The sequence below is a fragment of the Oceanobacillus piezotolerans genome (assembly GCF_003665065.1).
GTDB classification, from domain to species: Bacteria; Bacillota; Bacilli; order Bacillales; family Amphibacillaceae; genus Oceanobacillus; species Oceanobacillus piezotolerans.
In genome coordinates, this window is the sequence record NZ_RCHR01000002.1 from 463,018 (window position 1) to 481,759 (window position 18,742).

At 36.0% G+C, this 18,742-nt stretch carries 17 protein-coding genes; all 17 read right to left on the bottom strand.

The window, feature by feature from the left end; all coding sequences use genetic code 11:
* Positions 1 to 29: 29 nt before the first annotated feature.
* The 17 genes from D8M04_RS06575 to D8M04_RS06655 all read right to left on the bottom strand — a co-directional run bounded on the left by D8M04_RS06575 (position 30) and on the right by D8M04_RS06655 (position 18,705).
* Positions 30 to 1,595 (bottom strand): acyl-CoA synthetase, encoded by a 1,566-nt coding sequence (locus D8M04_RS06575; RefSeq protein WP_121522110.1) that lies wholly within the window; start codon positions 1,593 to 1,595, stop codon positions 30 to 32.
* Positions 1,596 to 1,619: 24 nt separating this feature from the next.
* Entirely contained in the window at positions 1,620 to 2,381 is a 762-nt protein-coding gene (locus D8M04_RS06580) for an SDR family NAD(P)-dependent oxidoreductase (protein WP_121522111.1), read from the bottom strand.
* A gap of 13 nt (positions 2,382 to 2,394) precedes the next feature.
* Complete coding sequence (locus D8M04_RS06585; RefSeq protein WP_121522112.1) at positions 2,395 to 3,552, bottom strand: acyl-CoA dehydrogenase family protein; 1,158 nt, start codon at positions 3,550 to 3,552, stop codon at positions 2,395 to 2,397.
* Between the two features lie 21 nt (positions 3,553 to 3,573).
* Positions 3,574 to 4,767: an acyl-CoA dehydrogenase family protein gene (locus tag D8M04_RS06590; protein WP_121522113.1), complete on the bottom strand. Its 1,194-nt coding sequence runs from the start codon at positions 4,765 to 4,767 to the stop codon at positions 3,574 to 3,576.
* A 55-nt stretch (positions 4,768 to 4,822) separates the two neighbouring features.
* Complete coding sequence (locus D8M04_RS06595; RefSeq protein WP_121522114.1) at positions 4,823 to 5,593, bottom strand: SDR family NAD(P)-dependent oxidoreductase; 771 nt, start codon at positions 5,591 to 5,593, stop codon at positions 4,823 to 4,825.
* Positions 5,594 to 5,612: 19 nt separating this feature from the next.
* The gene (locus D8M04_RS06600) at positions 5,613 to 7,247 is read right to left on the bottom strand and encodes an acetate--CoA ligase (RefSeq protein ID WP_121522115.1); all 1,635 of its coding nucleotides are present in this window, start codon (positions 7,245 to 7,247) and stop codon (positions 5,613 to 5,615) included.
* Positions 7,248 to 7,572: 325 nt separating this feature from the next.
* A complete protein-coding gene (locus D8M04_RS06605) occupies positions 7,573 to 8,418 on the bottom strand; it encodes a crotonase/enoyl-CoA hydratase family protein (RefSeq protein WP_121522116.1) in 846 nt (281 codons plus the stop codon).
* Positions 8,419 to 8,446: 28 nt separating this feature from the next.
* Complete coding sequence (locus D8M04_RS06610; RefSeq protein WP_121522117.1) at positions 8,447 to 8,857, bottom strand: MaoC family dehydratase; 411 nt, start codon at positions 8,855 to 8,857, stop codon at positions 8,447 to 8,449.
* 11 nt (positions 8,858 to 8,868) lie between these two features.
* Entirely contained in the window at positions 8,869 to 9,321 is a 453-nt protein-coding gene (locus tag D8M04_RS06615; protein WP_121522118.1) for an FAS1-like dehydratase domain-containing protein, read from the bottom strand.
* A 235-nt stretch (positions 9,322 to 9,556) separates the two neighbouring features.
* Positions 9,557 to 9,952, bottom strand: a complete 396-nt coding sequence (locus tag D8M04_RS06620; RefSeq protein WP_121522119.1) for an acyl-CoA thioesterase — start codon at positions 9,950 to 9,952, stop codon at positions 9,557 to 9,559.
* A 136-nt stretch (positions 9,953 to 10,088) separates the two neighbouring features.
* A complete protein-coding gene (locus D8M04_RS06625; protein ID WP_121522120.1) occupies positions 10,089 to 11,138 on the bottom strand; it encodes a zinc-dependent alcohol dehydrogenase in 1,050 nt (349 codons plus the stop codon).
* A gap of 21 nt (positions 11,139 to 11,159) precedes the next feature.
* A complete protein-coding gene (locus D8M04_RS06630) occupies positions 11,160 to 13,148 on the bottom strand; it encodes an acetoacetate--CoA ligase (protein WP_121522121.1) in 1,989 nt (662 codons plus the stop codon).
* A gap of 107 nt (positions 13,149 to 13,255) precedes the next feature.
* A complete protein-coding gene (locus tag D8M04_RS06635) occupies positions 13,256 to 14,125 on the bottom strand; it encodes a 3-hydroxyacyl-CoA dehydrogenase family protein (protein ID WP_121522122.1) in 870 nt (289 codons plus the stop codon).
* A 261-nt stretch (positions 14,126 to 14,386) separates the two neighbouring features.
* Positions 14,387 to 15,337, bottom strand: coding sequence for an NAD(P)H-dependent flavin oxidoreductase (locus D8M04_RS06640; RefSeq protein ID WP_121522123.1), 951 nt, complete (start codon positions 15,335 to 15,337; stop codon positions 14,387 to 14,389).
* Between the two features lie 85 nt (positions 15,338 to 15,422).
* Positions 15,423 to 16,661, bottom strand: coding sequence for an acyl-CoA dehydrogenase family protein (locus D8M04_RS06645; RefSeq protein WP_121522124.1), 1,239 nt, complete (start codon positions 16,659 to 16,661; stop codon positions 15,423 to 15,425).
* 156 nt (positions 16,662 to 16,817) lie between these two features.
* On the bottom strand, positions 16,818 to 17,837 hold the full coding sequence (locus D8M04_RS06650) for an NADP-dependent oxidoreductase (RefSeq protein WP_187695414.1): 1,020 nt from the start codon (positions 17,835 to 17,837) through the stop codon (positions 16,818 to 16,820).
* A gap of 67 nt (positions 17,838 to 17,904) precedes the next feature.
* A complete protein-coding gene (locus D8M04_RS06655; protein ID WP_121522125.1) occupies positions 17,905 to 18,705 on the bottom strand; it encodes an MBL fold metallo-hydrolase in 801 nt (266 codons plus the stop codon).
* Positions 18,706 to 18,742: the final 37 nt, after the last annotated feature.

An 18,742-nucleotide genomic window follows, 5' to 3' on the forward strand; every position in this document is an offset into this window, starting at 1 on the left:
ATCAAATAAATTGACACTGCCTTTTTTAATTAGTTTTTATTCATTTTTTCAGATTCTCTTTGCAACACATACTTCAATACTTTACCTGATGCATTTCTCGGCAATTCTTCGACAAACTCGACGACTTTTGGCTTTTTATAAGAAGCCAAGTGCTTCTTACAATATTCAATGACTTGTTCTTCTGTTAGTGTGTGTTCTGGTTTAATAACCACTATCGCCTTTACACTTTCTCCCCACTCTTTGTCTGGAACACCAATCACAGCACACTCCAGAATTTGAGGCATTTGATAGAGAATTTCTTCAACTTCAGCAGGATAAATATTCTCTCCGCCACTTATAAGCATATTCTTTTTACGATCTACTACATAAATAAAACCTTCTTCATCCATTCTGACTAAATCCCCACTATGGAACCATCCACCTTCAAAGGCTTCCTTCGTGGCTTCAGGGTTTTTATAATACTCTTTCATAACGGTAGGACCACGATAAACTATCTCTCCTACTTCACCAATCGGGACATCATTCATGTTTTCATCTACAATTCTAACTTCCACATTTATATATGGTTTCCCAACCGACTCGGTTTTTCTTAAGGCATCTTCTCCAGAATTGCTTGTTGTGTTTGCTGTTGTTTCGGATTGACCAAAGTTATCGAATAATATGGCATTATTAAAGGTCTCTAGTATTCGCTTCTTCACTTCTAATGGTGTGATTGCAGCACCAGTAGAGGCGATTTTTAATGAAGAAAGGTTATAATCATCGATATTCGGTACTTGAAATAAGAAATTCCACATTGCCGGTACTAAAAATAATACATTGATTCCCTCGCTTTCCACTGTACTTAAGACATCTACTGGATTAAACTCCCGTTGGATAACTGTTTTTCCACTCGTTAAGCAGGCAAAGAGAGTAAGAAGTAATCCAGCAATATGGAACTGGGGAACAACTATTAATTGGGAATCCCCAAGTGTTGACTTCGTATCATATAGTAAATTCATCAAATTCAGACAAATATTCTTGTGAGTGAGAACTGCACCCTTAGGTCGTCCCGTTGTTCCTGATGTATAAACTATAAAGCATGGATTCTCATCAGCTAAGACCTCACATGGCTGATAAGTAAATTCATTATCAAAAATAGACTCATATTTGATATAGTCATCTGGAACGTTATCTGCTCCAACTACGACAACCTTTTCAACTTTTTCCAAATTGTCTCTAATCGATCGAATAATATCCACATAATCATAATCAATAATTAAAATCTTCGTATCTGAATTATTTACAATGTACTCTATTTCGCTTGGCCCTAGTCGGAAATTGATTGGAACACCAACACCGCCTGATAACGCCACACCAAATGCTACTTCTGGAAAAGCCATTGAGTTTTTCAACATGAAGCCAACTTTATCATCTTTCACAATTCCTTTTCCTTGTAACCATGCGGCGAGCTTTGTGGACCTTTCATCTATTTCTTTAAATGTTACTCGCTGTTCTTGATATACATAAGCTTCTGCATGAGGTGTCTTATGAGTTGCCCTTTTCAGCATTTCTCCAACAAGTAATTGACTTGATAGATTTAAAGAAGAACTTGTCATCGATTACACTCCTCTACTTAAAAGTTATAATAAGTATCCCCCATCAACAGACATCACGGATCCTGTTGTATAGCTTGAAGCATCAGAAGCTAAATATAATGCAGCACCAATAATTTCATGAGGCTCGCCAGCACGTTCCAAAAAGGCATCTTTTTTGAATTTATTCATTACATTATCATCCCAAGCCTTAGATATATCCGTTAAAAATGGTCCAGGCATAATACAATTAACCCTAACTTTCGGTCCATAGGCTGCCGCTAATCCAACAGTTAGTATATTTAATCCTGCTTTAGCAGCAGAATATGGTACTTCAATAGGTGTAGGACGAACAGCAGCAATACTACTAACATTAATGATGGATCCACCATCACCTTCACTCATTCGCTCCCCAACCAAGGCAGACAAACGGAACGGTCCTTTTAAATTTAAGCTTAAAACACTGTCCCACATTCTCTCATTTACATCGGTTAATGATTCATATAGTGGGGACATACCAGCATTATTTACTAAAATATCTACCTTATCGAACTTTAGATATACATCATCAACTAACTTATTGATTTCATCCCAGCGTCCTACATGACAAGCATAGGGATAAGCCTTTCCTCCTAGTTCTTCTACTTCTTTTGCCACTTCTTCGCAGGACTCTAGCTTACGGCTTACAATGATAATATCTGCACCTGCTTTTGCAAAAGCTAAAGCCATTTCTCTACCTAATCCACGACTCCCACCAGTAATCAAAGCTACCTTATCTTTTAATGAATATAATTCTTCAATTGAATTCATAGCTTTTCCCCTTTTAACGTTCAAGTATTAAACTTTCTTTATTACCAACTAATTCTGAAACAACTTGTTCACGGTAATCTTCTGGAGATCCAAGATAGTTTTCTAGGGATTTAGCACGTTTCAAAAATAAATGACAATCAAATTCCCAAGTAAAGCCCATGCCTCCATGAACTTGAATATTATCACTTGCTGATTGAATAAATGACTCCGTGATTAATGAACGAGCCATTGCAATTGCTTCGACTACATCCTCTGTGTTGTTTTCCAAAGCCCATGCCGCATAATAGGCAAGGGAGCGTGCCGTTTCTAAATTCATTTTCATTTCTACAATCTTATGCTTTACAGCTTGAAATCTACCAATTGGTTGACCAAATTGTTCTCTTGTATTTGCATATTCCGTTGCTATTTCAACAATTCGATCTAATCCACCTACCATATTGGAACACCAAGCTGTATTTAGTCCTTGTATTCCATCTTGCAATATTTCCCATCCAGTATTTTCATCACCTAAAAGTTGTAATTTTGGTACAGCTACTTCATTAAAACTGACCTTTATCATTTTTCTTGATTCATCCATGCTAATTTGTTTTTCCATTTGTAGAGTACTAGAATCACAATCAACTATAAGTAAGGAAATATCCTGTTCGTTATTACCGGTTCTCACGGGAACTATTAAGGTGTCGGCAAAATCAGCATGTGATACAAGAATTTTCTCGCCATCTAGAACATATTCATTATCCTTTTGTGTTGCAAGAACATTAATATTTGTTGGGGACAATTCTCCGTTGCCCTCCAAAAGCGCCACTGTGAATTTGCGATTCCCAGAGGCTAATTGTTCCAAGTACTTTTCCTTTTGCTCTGCCGAACCATATTTTTCAATTAATGGAGCTGCAAATGCTACAGTTTCTATATATGGTCCAGGAATAACTGCACGGCCCATTTCTTCTAAGATTGGAACCAAAGTTAATGGACCCATCCCCAATCCACCATAGGATTCTGAAACGGTAATACCCATATAACCTAATTCAGCTAGTCCTATCCATAGATCATCTAGTACTTCTTCTTTTCCTTCAGAATACTCACGTGGGATTTCTAAGTCTCCCTTTGATTTTAAAAATTGTTGTGTGGAACGCTGAAACACTTGTTGTTCTTCGTTTAAGGCAAATTCCATTTTATGTCCCTCCCATTTTATTTAATACTTAATATCTTTCGGTAAACCTAAAATTCGCTCCGCAATAATATTTCGCTGTATTTCTGATGTACCTCCTTCTATGGTGTAAGCACGTGAACGTAAATATTCATACTGCCATTCCGCAGTCACCGCAGCATTTTCTTTCCATAATGTATTTACGGAACCCTGGAGTGAAAGAGCATAAGAATAAATTTCTTGACCCAATTCACTTGCACCAAGTTTATCCATCGATCCCTCTGGACCTGGATAACCATTACGAATGGAATTAGTTAAGTTACGATAATAATTTAGTAAAAGTCCCTTCGACTTAGCACGGAGTCTGCCAATATTTTGACGAACAATTGGATCTTCTATTAATGGACGCCCATTCTTTTTCAAAGTGCTAGCCATTTCCACCAATTCATCAAAAACCTGATTCAATTGAAAGATTTGCCTAGCCACACCTGTTCGCTCATGACTAAGTAATGTCAAAGAGACTTTCCAACCTTTGTTCACTTCCCCGACAATATCTGCTTCATACGCTACAGCATCATTTAAGAACACTTCATTAAATATATGTTGGTCGTCAATAGAGCGTATCGGTCTTGTTTCTACACCTTCTTGGTGCATATCTACAAGAAAAGCCGTTATCCCTTCGTGTTTCTTACCGGTATTTTCTGTTCGTGCTAATAAAAAGCATCGATCAGCTAAATGTGCCATGCTCGTCCAAATTTTCTGACCATTAATTATCCACTTATCTCCTTTTTTCACTGCACTTGTTTGGAGAGCAGCTAGGTCTGACCCGGAATTTGGTTCAGAATAACCTTGACACCATATTTCCTCCCCATTCAAAATTTTATTAACATATCTCTCCCTTTGTTCCTCTGTGCCAATTTGTAGCAATGTTGGACCTACCATTGCTACACCAATAACATTAATTTGGGGAGGAGCCTGTACCCTAGCCATTTCCTGTTCATATATAACTTCTTCAATTAAAGTAGCACCTCTTCCGCCGTACTCCTCTGGCCAGGAAATCCCAGACCAGCCTCCATCAAATAACTTACGTTGCCAATCTCTAAAAAATTTACTCTGCCCTTCGTTATCTTGCGGAATTTCTCTCTTACCTTCTATCCATCCTTCAGGCAGGTTATCTACTAACCATTGCCTTAACTCGTCACGAAACTTTTCCTCTTCAGTTGTGTAATAAAAATCCATATTAAACATCCTCCTTATTGAAAATAGTTTATTTTCTGAAATCTAACCCTAAAAATTAAGTAAGCATGTAACCTCCGTCAACTAGCATATCAATTCCTGTTACATAGGAAGCCTCACTTGATGTTAAGAAAGCAACTACATTTGCAATTTCATCGGGGTGCCCCACACGCCTCATCGTGGTTTTTTTGTTAATGATTTTCATTACCTTTTCATTTTCAACATCAACTAATGCGGTTTCAATAAAACCTGGAGAAATCGAGTTCACACGAACACCACTTTTAGAGTACTCAAATGCCATTGCTTTAGTCAGATTAATAACCGAAGCTTTTGCTGCACTGTAATGCGGGAATAAAGCACCAGGCTTATGCCCAGAGAGAGATGCTACATTTAAAATAGACCGGTCAACCTCTGGATTCTTATTAGAACCATCCATCATTATTTTCCCAATCTTTTTGGATACTAGAAACACACTATTTACATTAAGTTTTTGAATCTCTTCCCACTGTTCATAAGATGTTTGTTGTAAGTTGGAATTGAATGACCCTCCAGCATTATTAATGAGAATGGTCACATCACCAAATTCCTGTTCTACATAGGCCGTTAAATTATCCACATCCTTTTCAGAAGTGACATCACATGCAAAAGGGAAGGCAACTTTTTCAGCCTGATTATCATTGATTTCACTTGCAACTCTTTCTAATTTGGATGCAGTTCTTCCCACTAGAATAATTTTTGCACCTTCTTTAGCTAATCGTTTTGCAGATGCCTCACCAATTCCGCTTCCTGCTCCCGTAATTACTGCAATGGCGTTCTCAAATCTCCCCATCATTATCCCCCTCGTAATATTATTTACTTTCTTGCAATAGCTTTCTTAATAAGAACCGTTGAATCTTTCCACTCTGTGTTTTAGGTAACTCATCTATAAATTCCACTTCACGTGGATATTGGTGCTTAGATAATCTTTGCTTAACAAATATGCTAAGTTCTTGTGCTAATTCATCGCTTGCTTTATCTTTATAAGCATCTTTCAATACAACATACGCTTTTACAATTTCACCTTTAACTTCGTCTGGTTTCCCTATTACTGCAACCTCCTGGACAGCTTGATGTTCGATTAAACTACTTTCCACTTCAAAAGGTCCAATACGATAACCTGCACTAGAAATAATGTCATCGGAACGACCTTCGAACCAAAAATATCCATTTTCATCTTCGATAGCTAAGTCACCAGAAAGTAGCCATTTTCCTTTTATTTTTTCTTTTGTTTTTTCTGGGTTTTCCCAATATCCTAAGAAGAAATAAGGATAACCTGTGGTATCTACAGCAACTTCTCCTGTTTCTCCTTGCTCTACTTCATTTCCATCCATATCTAACAATGCAACATTATAACCAGGCGATTTAAATCCCATGGAACCAGGTACTACCTCCATATTCGAGTAATTATAATTATTAATAATCATACCTGTTTCTGTTGCACCATAATGGTCATAAATAGCTCTTTCGAAATTCTTCTCGAAAAAACGCACTACTTCTGCATTAAGCGGCTCACCAGCACTATTAAATTTGTGGACCTTAATGTTATATTTTCGAGCTAGTTCTTCTCCCTCTGCCATCATTGCTCTAAATGCTGTTGGAGCATAGGCAAAACTAGTAATCTCATAGTCCTCTAATAATTGATACGTTTTCTCCACATCAAAAGGTCCTTTATAAATTAGAATAGATGCACCAAAACATAGTGGCGCAAACGTACACTGAATAAGACCAAATGCCCAACCTAAATCTGCGCCCCCATAAAATTTATCTCCGAATTCCGTACCCATCGCAAATTTTTGATAAGGGTAAATACTGATTAAAATTTTATGTGCCCAAGTCGCTCCCTTTGGTAAGCCAGTTGAACCAGATGTATATTGGAGTGTACTTGGATCCATAACATCCATTTCCTCTGTTTTATGCTCACCGGAAAAAGTATCTAGGTATTCCCAAAACGATAAACTACCTGGAAATAAATCATCTTTCAAAATCGTATTAACGGAAACATCTTGTCCCTCTAATTTTTCAGCTTGCTCTTTATCCGTTACTAAGATTTTACAACCTGAATCATTCAAACGATGGCTTAAAGCCTCCGGTCCAAACGCAGTAAATAAAGGAACGTAAATAGCCCCTATCTTCCATGTTGCGAGAACAGCAAGAATAAGTTCCATATCTTTCCTAAGTAATCCAGCTACTCGATCTCCTTTTTGAACTCCGTAAAATCGTAGTAAATTAGCCATTCTGTCTGACTTTTCTTTTAATTTCTTAAATGTCCAAGTCTCTTTGTTTCCAAATTCATCTTCCCAGTATATTGCTTTACGATTTCCATCCTCAATGGCCCACCTGTCACAAACTTCATGCGCCATGTTAAATTTCTTAGTAGGATTCCAGTCGTAATAATTAATTGCTTCATCCCATGAGAAACTTTCTAGCATTTTATTATAATCCATGACAACACCTCTTCTGATCTATTAATTAAAATAATTGATAACTAATTAATACACTTAGGTTATAACTGGATGTCTTTAGATTTCTGCTGGCATTCGCTAGAAACACTGGGCAAATTATAATTAAAAATTCATAGTTCTAAAAAAGTCAGGATATTAGTAAAAACTTAGAGTAATTGGTTATAACAGATGGAGGGGGCCGTCTTACAAATATATAGAAGTTCTTGAATGATCCAAACTTTAGAGTAAGTGAGTACTAAAAATTGAAACAAAATTAAAGTGGTTACCCATCTTTCTCATTCCATAATCTATTTATGCTTTTGATTATTTATTGATCAAATTCCCGCTTCTCCCACCATGGGAAAAAGTCAGGCATATCGGAGCTTACCTTTAGTGTAAATTCCGGTTTCCGCTTTTCAAGAAATGCATTAACTCCTTCTTTCACATCTGCATTTCTACCAGTCCAATAAATGTATTTTGATTCCACTTTATGGGATTCCATTGGATGATCTGCTCCTAGCATTCTATACATTAGCTGTCTATTAAGAGCAACAGACATAGCAGATGTATTTTCAGCTATTTCAGCAGCTAGTTTTCTAGCTGTAGGAATCAACTCTTCTGCAGGAACTACCCTACTAACCAAACCATGCTCCTTTGCTTCTACAGCTGGGAAAACTCTACCTGTAGAAACCCATTCCATCGCCTTACTAATTCCTACAACTCTTGGCAAAAACCATCCACTACATGCTTCTTGTGCGATACCTCTGCGTGCAAACACAAATCCCATTTTTGCATTATCTGAAGCAATTCGAATATCCATTGGTAAAGTCATTGTTATCCCTACACCTACAGCAGGGCCATTAATAGCAGCAATAATAGGCTTCTTCAACTCATAGATACGTAAAGAAACTAAACCACCGCCGTCACGGTAATCTTCTATCGGAATATCAGACTGAAAAATACTAGCATCTTTATCTAAATCTGCCCCGGCACAAAATCCTTTTCCTTCCCCTGTCATAATAACAACGCGTACCTCATCATTTTCATCAGCATAATCGAGGGCAGCAATAATTTCGTCTCCCATCAACTCCGTATAGGCATTCAATCGATCAGGTCTGTTAAGTGTTATCGTCATGATTTTGTCCGTTATATCCGTTTTAATCGTTTTATACATCGTTCTTCCTCCCTTTCACTCCTATAAATTAGGCATCCCTGGATGGTATGATTGCTTCAAAGGTCCCTGCTAGTTTTACTTCACCATCAGTGTTACATGCTAATACTTCCCCAACAATCGTATTACTTTCTCTTTTTTCAAGAACTTTTCCGGAGATGTGAATAGATTCTCCAGGCCGTGTCATCTTTTTAAAGCGGACTTTAAAGTTCTTTATTTGCTTTCTTGGAATCCAGTTCGTAATTCCCTCTGCAGCCATTCCCATAATTAACATACCATGGGCAACTATTCCTGTACCGGCCTGTTCACCAACCTCTTCAACGGTATGTAATGGGTTGAAATCTCCAGATGCTCCAGCATATTTCACTAATTGAACTCTAGTAATCTTTTCTTTTTTTAATACTGGGAATGAATCGCCCACATTAAATTCATCAAAATACATGAATTCCCCCCTTAATGTCGATGAATAGTTACACCTTTTGAGATAGCAACCAACTCATTCTTCTGATTCTTATATTTATTTTCCGTTGTAATTAAATCCATGCCTCCAGTAGAACCATGTTTTACAACAACATTCACCACTTTTAATGTAACTGTAAGAATATCCCCTGCATATATATCTTGTATAAGGTCGTATTCTTGTTCACCATGTACAACTCTAACTGGATTAACTTGGAAATTTGAAAGATGTTCCAGAAAATTATCTCCACCCCAAAACTCTACTGCTGTAAGAAACGTTAAAGGTATTGGGATATTTTCAAATCCTTCGCGTTTAGCAGACTCGATATCATAATATATTGGGTTACTATCTCCAATAGCTTGCACAAATTCCCTTATTTTACCCTGCTCTACTTTAAATGTATAAGGCTCCATTTCCATCCCAATTAAATTTTTAACTTTTTGCAATATATCACCTCACTTCATTAATTAAGTGATTTTTTAACAGGTATTTTATTTTTAAATATATATTCAAAAAAATTCAAGCAATGACATTAATAATTTATCCATCACGCTTACGTAAAACGCTTACATAAGAGTAAATTACTATTTACTTCTTTTTATCAAATATATCAAATTGTATTTAGAAATTCAATTATATTCCGATAATTCATTATATTTAAATTACCTATTTGCTTAATACCTATTCAAAATATTTTGTAATGTCAGCAATGAGTGGAATACTTTTTCTCTTTTCTAAATCAATCATTACCGTGACTGTTTCTGCCTCTGTTAATATCTCATTTTTTTGATTATAGATTATTTGCTTTAACGTATAACTGGTTTTCCCCCGCTTAAATGGTGAGGTTTTTATCTTTAGGGTATCTCCTAATCGCGCTTCATTTATATATGAAACTTCAAGATTTCGTAAAACAAGAGCTTGCCCTTTACTCATTAACGTTTCAAGGCTAAGTCCTATTTGATCATACCATTCGAACCTTGCTTTTTCTAAGTATTGAATATACACAATATTATTCATATGATTTAATGAATCAATATCGTCTGGTTGAACTGTTATTTCGGTATAATGTCCATTCATAATATCCCCCTCTTAAAATAATAGTTTAAGTCAAATTTTATTTTAATCCATTCTAAGTTTAAATCACTGTATTAGACAAAACATTTAAAATCCCTTAAGATTCACCCTGCTCAAGGTGATTTTCTATTAGATAATGTTATATATTGATTAGTATCCTAGTGGGGGCATCAATTTTCTTATACAAATACTCTAAAGCAGTATTCACTTCTTCTAACTGAAATTCATGTGTAATTGATTCTTCAAGAAATAATCTTTTATTAGAAACTAGATTGATTAGCTGTTGAACAGTATTTTTCGTATGTCCAAAGGAACCATAAAAGGTTAATTGCTTCCTGACATAACGGACTATAGACATTAGTTCGACCGATTCATAGCCTACACCAGATACGACTAGCCTTCCTCCTGTAATCAGAGAGTTGGCAGCCTTAGAAACTGTTTCTTTCTTTCCAATAAATTCTGCTGCCACATCCACACCATGTCCAGTATGTTTTTTAATTACTTCCACTGGAGACTCATACAACGGGTTGATGACAATATCAGCTCCAACTTCTTTCGCTTTCTCTAATTGCTTATCCTGTATATCAATAGCTATAATTTGCTTAGCTCCAGCCATTCTAGCTATTTGAACCGCATGCAATCCCAGTCCACCAACTCCATAAATGGCGACTGATTCCCCAATTTGAAGTTGCGCACGTTCAATTAAGGCATGAAATGGGGTTGCAACCGCATCTGTAACAATGGAACCGATATGATATGGGATATTATCAGGTAATTTCAATAAATTCTTTGCTGGAATAGCTAGATATTCGGCTAATCCCCCATCCCGATGTACCCCGAGCACTTGTAGGTTAAAGCAAATTTCACTATGACCAGCAATACAGTTTTTACAAGACCCGCAGTAAATGACCGGATAAACCGAAACCCTTGTTCCAACTTCCCAATTATCCACTGCCTTTCCTTTAGATGCAATAATTCCCGAAGGTTCATGTCCAATAATAATAGGATGATGAACAGGAACCATATCTCCTTCATAAACCATATGAATATCTGATCCACATAATCCTACGCTTTTTATCTCTACTAGGACTTCATCTTCTTTTATTTCAGGCACAGGAACTGTGTCAATTTTTAATGGCTCTTTTACTTTATAAAAGCGTGCAGCTTTCATTTCTTTGGGTATTTTCATCAATATCCCCTTCTAAAAAAATTATTTAAATAGGTTAGTAGACTTATACTTCATATCTCTAGCTAGCTCTTTAAAAGGCTCTAAGGATTCCGGATTTTGCATAGAATCTGGATTGATTACCTTATTGAAATCAAATCCCAACAGCATTTTTCTTATAGGAACTTCTAATTTTTTCCCATTTAATGTTTTTGGTATTTGTTCAACTTGATAAATTTCATCTGGCATAAAGCGAGGAGATAAATTCATTCTTATTTCTTCTCTAATTTTGTTTTTAAGTTCATAATCCAGTTGACCCTGTTTAAGAACTACAAAATATATCAAGGAATTACTTCTCCCTATAACTTCTAGGTCTATAGCTAATCCTTCAACTATTTCAACCAATCCCTCAATTACACGGTAAATATCACTCGTTCCAATTCGAACTCCAGAACGATTAATCGTTGAATCGGATCTCCCATAAATAATACAACTGCCCTCTTCATCAATCTTTATCCAGTCCCCATGTTTCCAAATACCCGGATAAGTATCGAAGTAGCTTTCTTCGTATCGCTTATTCTCTTTATCATTCCAAAAGTACAACGGCATAGACGGCATTGGTTTCGTGATAACCAATTCTCCAACTTCATTGGTCAATACGTTACCATCTTCATCAAAACTTTCCGCATGAACACCTAATAATCGCCCTTGAATTTTACCTATTTTAACGGGATCAATAGAAACACCACCTACAAACCCTGTGTTAACATCTGTACCGCCACTAGAGGAACATAACCAAATATCACGTTTTACATTCTTATAAACCCATTTAAATGTCTCACTTGTTAATGGAGCACCTGTAGAAACAATTGACTTTAAAGTAGAAAGATCATAATTTTTTCCAGGCTCTAGATTCATTTTCATACAATTCACTAAATATGGAGCACTTGTTCCAAAAGAAGTAATTTCTGCATCCTCTGCCAATTTCCATAACGTATTTATATCTGGATATGAAGGACTCCCATCATATAGAACAATACCAGCGCCAGAAAACAAAGATCCTACTAACATATTCCACATAACCCATCCAGTCGAAGTAAACCAATATGCTGTATCATTTGGTGTTAAATTGTTTTGGATGGTCATTGTTTTCTTATGTTCTAAAATAATTCCCCCATGTCCTTGAACAATTGGCTTTGGCATTCCCGTAGTACCTGAAGAATATACTACCCAAAGCGGATGATTAAATGGGACACTTTCATACTGAAGTAAAACTTGATCCTTTACGATACTATCCCAAGATATGGTATTAGTGAGTTCTTCTTTTTTGTCTTTGTTCAAATATGGTACATGTATGGTGTACTTGATGGTAGAAAGTTCAGATTGCAGTTTAGAAACAACGGAAGTTCTATCATACGTTTTTCCATTGTATTGATAACCATCCACAGCAAATAATACAACAGGCTCTATTTGTTTAAATCGATCAATCACACTAGTTAACCCAAAATCAGGAGAGCAACTTGACCAAATAGCACCAATACTCGCGGTAGCCAAAAGGGCAATTACAGCTTCTGGTATATTCGGCATATAAGAAACAACTCTGTCTCCTTTATTCACACCTAATTTCCTTAAATGAAAGGCGACCGAAGCTACTTGTTCCTTTAGTTCCTTCCATGTATATTCTCGTTTTTCTACTGTTTCTGATCTAAAAAATATTGCCCTCTTATTTTCTTGGAAATTTGAAAATATATTTTCTGTATAATTTAACATAGACCCACTAAACCATTCTGAACCAGGCATGTTTCTTTCGGATAGAACATTACTATATGATTGATTGCACTGTATATCACAATACTTCCAGATAGATTCCCAAAAATTTTCAAGATCATAAACAGACCATTTCCATAACTCATTGTAGCTATGAAAATCTAATCCCTTATTTTCCTGAAGCCATTTCATATATTTTCTTAAAACCGTCTTTTCCTTCCATTCCTTCGTCGGCTCCCAAATGATTTGTCCTTCTGTTTCAGCCATAAAATACCACCACCTTATTTTAGAATAGATTTATATATTACGAGCTATAATTAAAAACAAGGCTTTTATTTGTTATTTATATCGATATTAAAATTAAGCATAAAGAATTATTTACTATAATCATAAAAACCTTTCCCTGTTTTCCTTCCAAATTCTCCTTTTTCGTACTTATCTGTAAGTGTTTTAGAAGGTTTATCGTTTTTGTCTCCAGTTTCTGCATATCTTTGCTGATAAATATAGTAATTTACATCGATACCAGTTAAGTCCATTAATGCAAATGGTCCGATTGGATGGTTAAGTGCCTTAGTAGCAGCTAAATCGATTTCCTCAAAAGAAGCAATACCATTCTCATATAAATAAATAGCTTCATCTGTTAGTTTTCCTAGCAATCTATTGGCAACAAAACCTGAGATTTCTTTCTTAAGTAAAATAGGGACTTTATTGATTTCCTTTACTAATTGAACTGCAGTATTAGCAGTTTCATCTGATGTATGTGGCCCTTTTACAACTTCAACAAGTTCCATTACTAGTACTGGATTAAAGAAATGTAAATTACATACTCTATCTGGACGATTAGTTGCATCTGCGATTTTCGAACTCACAATGGTGGAGCTATTGGTAGCAATAATGGCATGCTCAGGAGCTATTTTATCTACTTCACTAAACACCTGTCTCTTTGTATCTAATTTTTCAACAATAGCTTCTATTACGAAGTCTGTCGTTTGAACTGCCTCTTCAAGAGATGTAACGAAATGTAAACGCGAAAATGCATTTTCTACTTCTTTATTAGATAACTTTCCCTTAGAGATCTTCCTATTCAAATGACCCTGTAAAGAGTGCTCAGCCTTTTGTAAACTTTCCTCACTTACATCCTGCAAGTAAACTTCAAATCCAGCTAATGCAGAAACCATAGCGATTTGTGAACCCATTGCGCCTGATCCTATTACACTAATTTGACGAATATCCTTGCTTACCATATAATTTTTTCCTCCTATCATATTGAAAAATCATTAAAGAATGATAACAGTATTCTTATCTATTATTCATTGTATAAAAAATGCATTGATGAAAGCTGAATTACTATCATGAACACATCTCCTTAAGAAATTGTTTTTGTAGAAACGTATTATAAAATATAGTGGCAAGACGATAGATATATGCCAAGTTTTCTCCGTTTGTGAAGCAATAATAAAATTATCTGGAGAGACGGCTCGATACTTTACTATCTTTGAATTCTATTAAATCGATACTGGACTATTTAATACTTCTTTCGCTTCCCTTGCCATTCTTTTTACAATTTCCTCGGCACTTTCAATCTCATCTATTAAACTTGCAACCTGACCACAGCTCATAAAACCTTCTGAGATCTCTCCTTCAAACATAGCCAATCCATTGTACTTGCCCCGAACCAATGGAAGGATAGTTTCCAGTGTTCCATTTTCTTTTTCTGCCTCTTGTACTTTTTTTGAGTACTCATTTTTTAATACTCGTATTGGACCTTTTAAAATTCGCGTCATAATCTCTGTTGACACGTCTTTTGCTTGTAGAATGGCTGCTTTGAAATTATCATGTGCTTCACATTCTGTTGTCGCAACAAATCTCGTACCCAATTGAACACCATCCGCTCCCAATAATATGGCAGATGCCAAACTTCGCCCATCTACAATTCCACCCGCTGCAACAACAGGAATCGATACTGCACGTTTGACTTGCGGTATTAATGTAAAAGTTGATAATTCCGATGGGCCATTACTTCCTCCTGCTTCATATCCTTCACAAACGATAATATCCGCACCAAGACTTTCAGCTTTAGCTGAATGAAATGCAGTAGAAGTTAGTACTAAAATCCTTAATCCCATCTCCTTTATAACAGGGATTAATGGTTTTGGATTTCCTGCTCCAAGACTAACTGCTTGAATAAGGTTTCTATGTTTACGTATGACTTCAAAATAAGGCGTGAAATCAGTGTGTTGACTAATTGGGATATTGACGCCAAATGGTTTAGAAGTTGCTTCTGCTGCTATTAAAATTTGTTGTTCGAAATTATCAACTGTCCGTCCTGCTGAACCGACCTGGCCAAACCCACCTCCTTCTGATACAGCTGCTGCTAATAATCCATTTCCTACATATGCAAGTCCGCCTTCTATAATCGGAAATTCTATTTCTAATAGTTCACAAACTCTATTCATAAAATCCTCCTTCTAATTCTATCTATATGAAAGCCTCCTTTATTTCAGGATTTATGAAAGAAGGAGGCTTAAGTAGTTATTCTATTTAAACCGTAACAGTTGGTAGATCTTTTGCTATTTCAGCTTGTCTTCTTAATTCTAATTTGGCAACTGTTTCAACATGTACTTCATCTGGTCCATCTGCTAAACGTAGGTGACGAGCATGGGCCCAAAGTCTTGCCAATGGAAAAACATCACTTACTCCACCGCCACCATGTACTTGTACTGCACGGTCAATTACTTTAAGAGCCATATTTGGAACAATTACTTTAATCATGGCAATTTCTTTTCTTGCAATCTTATTTCCAACTGTATCCATCATATGTGCTGCATTTAATGTTAGGAGACGAGCTTGGTCAATTTCAATTCTAGATTCAGCAATCCAATTACGGATAACTCCTTGTTCAGAAACCTTCTTACCAAAGGCTACACGCTCATTTGCCCGTTTACACAATAATTCCAACGAACGTTCTGCCATACCAATTAATCTCATGCAATGATGAATACGACCAGGTCCTAGTCTGCCTTGTGCAATTTCAAACCCTCTACCTTCACCAAGGATCATATTGGATACAGGCACACGGACATTATTAAATTCAACAACAGCATGTCCGCTTGGAGCATCATCATAGCCATACATTGGCAGATAATCTTTTACTTCTACTCCTGGAGTACCAACAGGAATAAGAATCATCGATTGTTGTTTATGTCTATCTGCATTTGGATTGGTTTTACCCATTAGAATCATAATCTTACAACGTGGATCTTTTATTCCTGATATCCACCATTTCCGGCCATTAATAACGTATTCATCACCGTCCCTTACAATGCTAGTTTGAATATTAGTCGCATCAGAGGAGGCCACATCCGGTTCTGTCATTACATATGCTGAGCGAATTTCACCTTCTAATAGTGGTTTCAACCATTTTTTTTTCTGTTCATGAGAAGCATATTGTTCGAGCAATTCCATATTTCCAGTATCTGGTGCAGAACAATTAAACACTTCCGGTGCAATTAAGGAGCGTCCCATTATTTCTTTAAGTGGAGCATATTCCAAGTTACTTAAACCAGGACCATGTTCATCGCTTTGTAGGAATAGATTCCATAACCCTGCTTGCTTTGCTTTTTCTTTCAACTCCTCTATAATAGGCGGTACTTCCCAGCGTGTATCTCCCTCATTAAGTTGTTTCTCATAAACACTTTCATTTGGATAAATATACTCATCCATAAAATCAATTAATTGTGCTCTTAATGCTTTTGTTTTTTCATTCATTTCAAATGTCATGGACATAACCTCCGTTTTTGAATTAATAACTGAATCACTTTAAAATCTTACTGATAATTTCTAAATTTGATTAATATAATTATAATCTTCCATATTTTATTTATATTCCAACAATTTTAAGCAAAATTTTTTTAACCTTTAAGCCTCTTATAAAAACTATAACTTGTCTTCTTCACAGACTTTTACTAATTGTTTTCCTATATTTTCCCCATGAAATAACCCAATAAAAGCTTGTGGTGCATTTTCTAATCCATCTATAATATTTTCCCGATAGGTTAATTTTCCTTCTTTCACCCATTTCCCAAGCTGTTCATACCCTTCATTAAAACGTTCATAATAATCACTTACAATGTACGCTTTCATTAATGCACTTCGATTAAGTAAGAAGCGCTGGATACGAGGACCATAGGCTGCCTCTGTATTGTTATATTCTGAAATAACTCCACAAACAACAATTCTAGCTTGGAAATTTAGTAAACGCATTACCGCATCCGAGATCTCTCCACCAACATTATCAAAATAAACATCTACACCATTTGGACTTTTTTCTTTTAAAGCTTCTTTGACGTTTTCCTTTTTATAGTTTATCGTTGCATCAAAATCTAGTTCATTCTTTAAGTATGCATTTTTTTCATCTGAACCGGTGATTCCAACTACACGACAGCCATAAATTTTAGCAATTTGACCTACTACGGTACCAACCGCTCCCGCCGAACCTGATACAACAACAGTCTCTCCTTCTTTTGGCTTACCAATATCAAGTAAACCAAAGTAAGCGGTTAGCCCAGGCATCCCTACTACTCCTAGTGCTGTTGAAATTGGAGCAAGATTAGGATCAACTTTTCTAAGCCCCTTTCCACTTGTTACAGAGTAATCAGCCCAATTCAACCTTCCCTCTACTATTTCGCCCATTTGAAATTCATTATTTTTTGAATCTATAACTCTACCAACCACACCGGCAGTTAACACCTTGTTCAACTCAAATGGTGATGTATATGTCTTTATCCCACTCATTCTGCCCCTCATATACGGATCAACCGATAAATAAATCGTTTGAACTAAAACTTCACCATCACTTATGCCTGGAATTGGGCTTGTTCTTAATTGAAAATTTTCATCCGTTGGCATTCCACTTGGTCGGTTAACTAGTAGGAATTCCCTATTCAAATCACTCATTTACTTCACCTCAAATTAACTTTTTTGCTAACAACTATGATTACTTTATGAATAGAATCTAAAATTATTAATTATATCTTTGGAGGTCAGACACAATAGAGTTTACAATGTTGGCTGAACCGTATTCACCATTTGATAATTCTTCTATTTTATATCTCTTTCTAAATAATGTTTGATCGATTTCGGAATTAGAATACCCTTTTTCATACAAATCCGAAACCGTAGCATATATATCTAGTAAATTTTCTAATTTCTCTTCTAACGCTTTCCTGCCATTAAGCAAGTAACCAGCATGGGAACAGTACATTATTTTAAATTCCAAGCTCAAAAGCTTGTTGATAGAATGGATTATTTGCGGAATAGATTCTGAACTCATTATTACTTTTACTGTTGGTAAAACATACATATCTCCAGAAAATAACCGGCCATTCTCTTTATCCAATAAAGCGACGTGATCATCCGCGTGACCTGGAGTATAAATGACTTCCCACTTCAAATTTTTAGAATGTATTTTTTCTCCTAAAGGTTGAGGATGGAATGCTCTCCGAATTCCCCATGCAATTTGGCGGTATTCTGGATAATTACCATTTTCTTCACACTTAGGAATTCCTTTTGGATGGATATAAATTGGGACATTTTTATTATGTTCTATCCAGGATGCTGTCCCTGTATGGTCCTCATGACTATGTGTCAACGTAACTAAATCAAACTCATATTGATTATAGAAAGTAATTAGCTCTTTCTCTAGAATTTGAGGTCCTGTGTCAATTAACATTCCATCTACCAAGTAAATATAAACAGAGACTCCATCTTTACTCACCGCTGCTTTCACACATGTGACACCTTCATGTTTAAAAATATCAATCATCATTTCCAACACCTTAGCCCTAAAAGTTAATCTCTTG

Excerpts from the sequence above, each read along its gene's own strand:
- D8M04_RS06605 (WP_121522116.1), bottom strand. The coding sequence starts at position 8,418 with ATGTATAAAACGATTAAAACGGATATAACGGACAAAATCATGACGATA.
- D8M04_RS06575 (WP_121522110.1), bottom strand. The coding sequence starts at position 1,595 with ATGACAAGTTCTTCTTTAAATCTATCAAGTCAATTACTTGTTGGAGAA.
- D8M04_RS06630 (WP_121522121.1), bottom strand. The coding sequence starts at position 13,148 with ATGGCTGAAACAGAAGGACAAATCATTTGGGAGCCGACGAAGGAATGG.
- D8M04_RS06645 (WP_121522124.1), bottom strand. The coding sequence starts at position 16,661 with ATGACATTTGAAATGAATGAAAAAACAAAAGCATTAAGAGCACAATTA.
- D8M04_RS06620 (WP_121522119.1), bottom strand. The coding sequence starts at position 9,952 with ATGAATGGACATTATACCGAAATAACAGTTCAACCAGACGATATTGAT.
- D8M04_RS06625 (WP_121522120.1), bottom strand. The coding sequence starts at position 11,138 with ATGAAAATACCCAAAGAAATGAAAGCTGCACGCTTTTATAAAGTAAAA.
- D8M04_RS06590 (WP_121522113.1), bottom strand. The coding sequence starts at position 4,767 with ATGGATTTTTATTACACAACTGAAGAGGAAAAGTTTCGTGACGAGTTA.
- D8M04_RS06655 (WP_121522125.1), bottom strand. The coding sequence starts at position 18,705 with ATGATTGATATTTTTAAACATGAAGGTGTCACATGTGTGAAAGCAGCG.
- D8M04_RS06635 (WP_121522122.1), bottom strand. The coding sequence starts at position 14,125 with ATGGTAAGCAAGGATATTCGTCAAATTAGTGTAATAGGATCAGGCGCA.
- D8M04_RS06640 (WP_121522123.1), bottom strand. The coding sequence starts at position 15,337 with ATGAATAGAGTTTGTGAACTATTAGAAATAGAATTTCCGATTATAGAA.
- D8M04_RS06595 (WP_121522114.1), bottom strand. The coding sequence starts at position 5,593 with ATGGGGAGATTTGAGAACGCCATTGCAGTAATTACGGGAGCAGGAAGC.
- D8M04_RS06585 (WP_121522112.1), bottom strand. The coding sequence starts at position 3,552 with ATGGAATTTGCCTTAAACGAAGAACAACAAGTGTTTCAGCGTTCCACA.
- D8M04_RS06580 (WP_121522111.1), bottom strand. The coding sequence starts at position 2,381 with ATGAATTCAATTGAAGAATTATATTCATTAAAAGATAAGGTAGCTTTG.
- D8M04_RS06610 (WP_121522117.1), bottom strand. The coding sequence starts at position 8,857 with ATGTATTTTGATGAATTTAATGTGGGCGATTCATTCCCAGTATTAAAA.
- D8M04_RS06650 (WP_187695414.1), bottom strand. The coding sequence starts at position 17,837 with ATGAGTGATTTGAATAGGGAATTCCTACTAGTTAACCGACCAAGTGGA.
- D8M04_RS06600 (WP_121522115.1), bottom strand. The coding sequence starts at position 7,247 with ATGGATTATAATAAAATGCTAGAAAGTTTCTCATGGGATGAAGCAATT.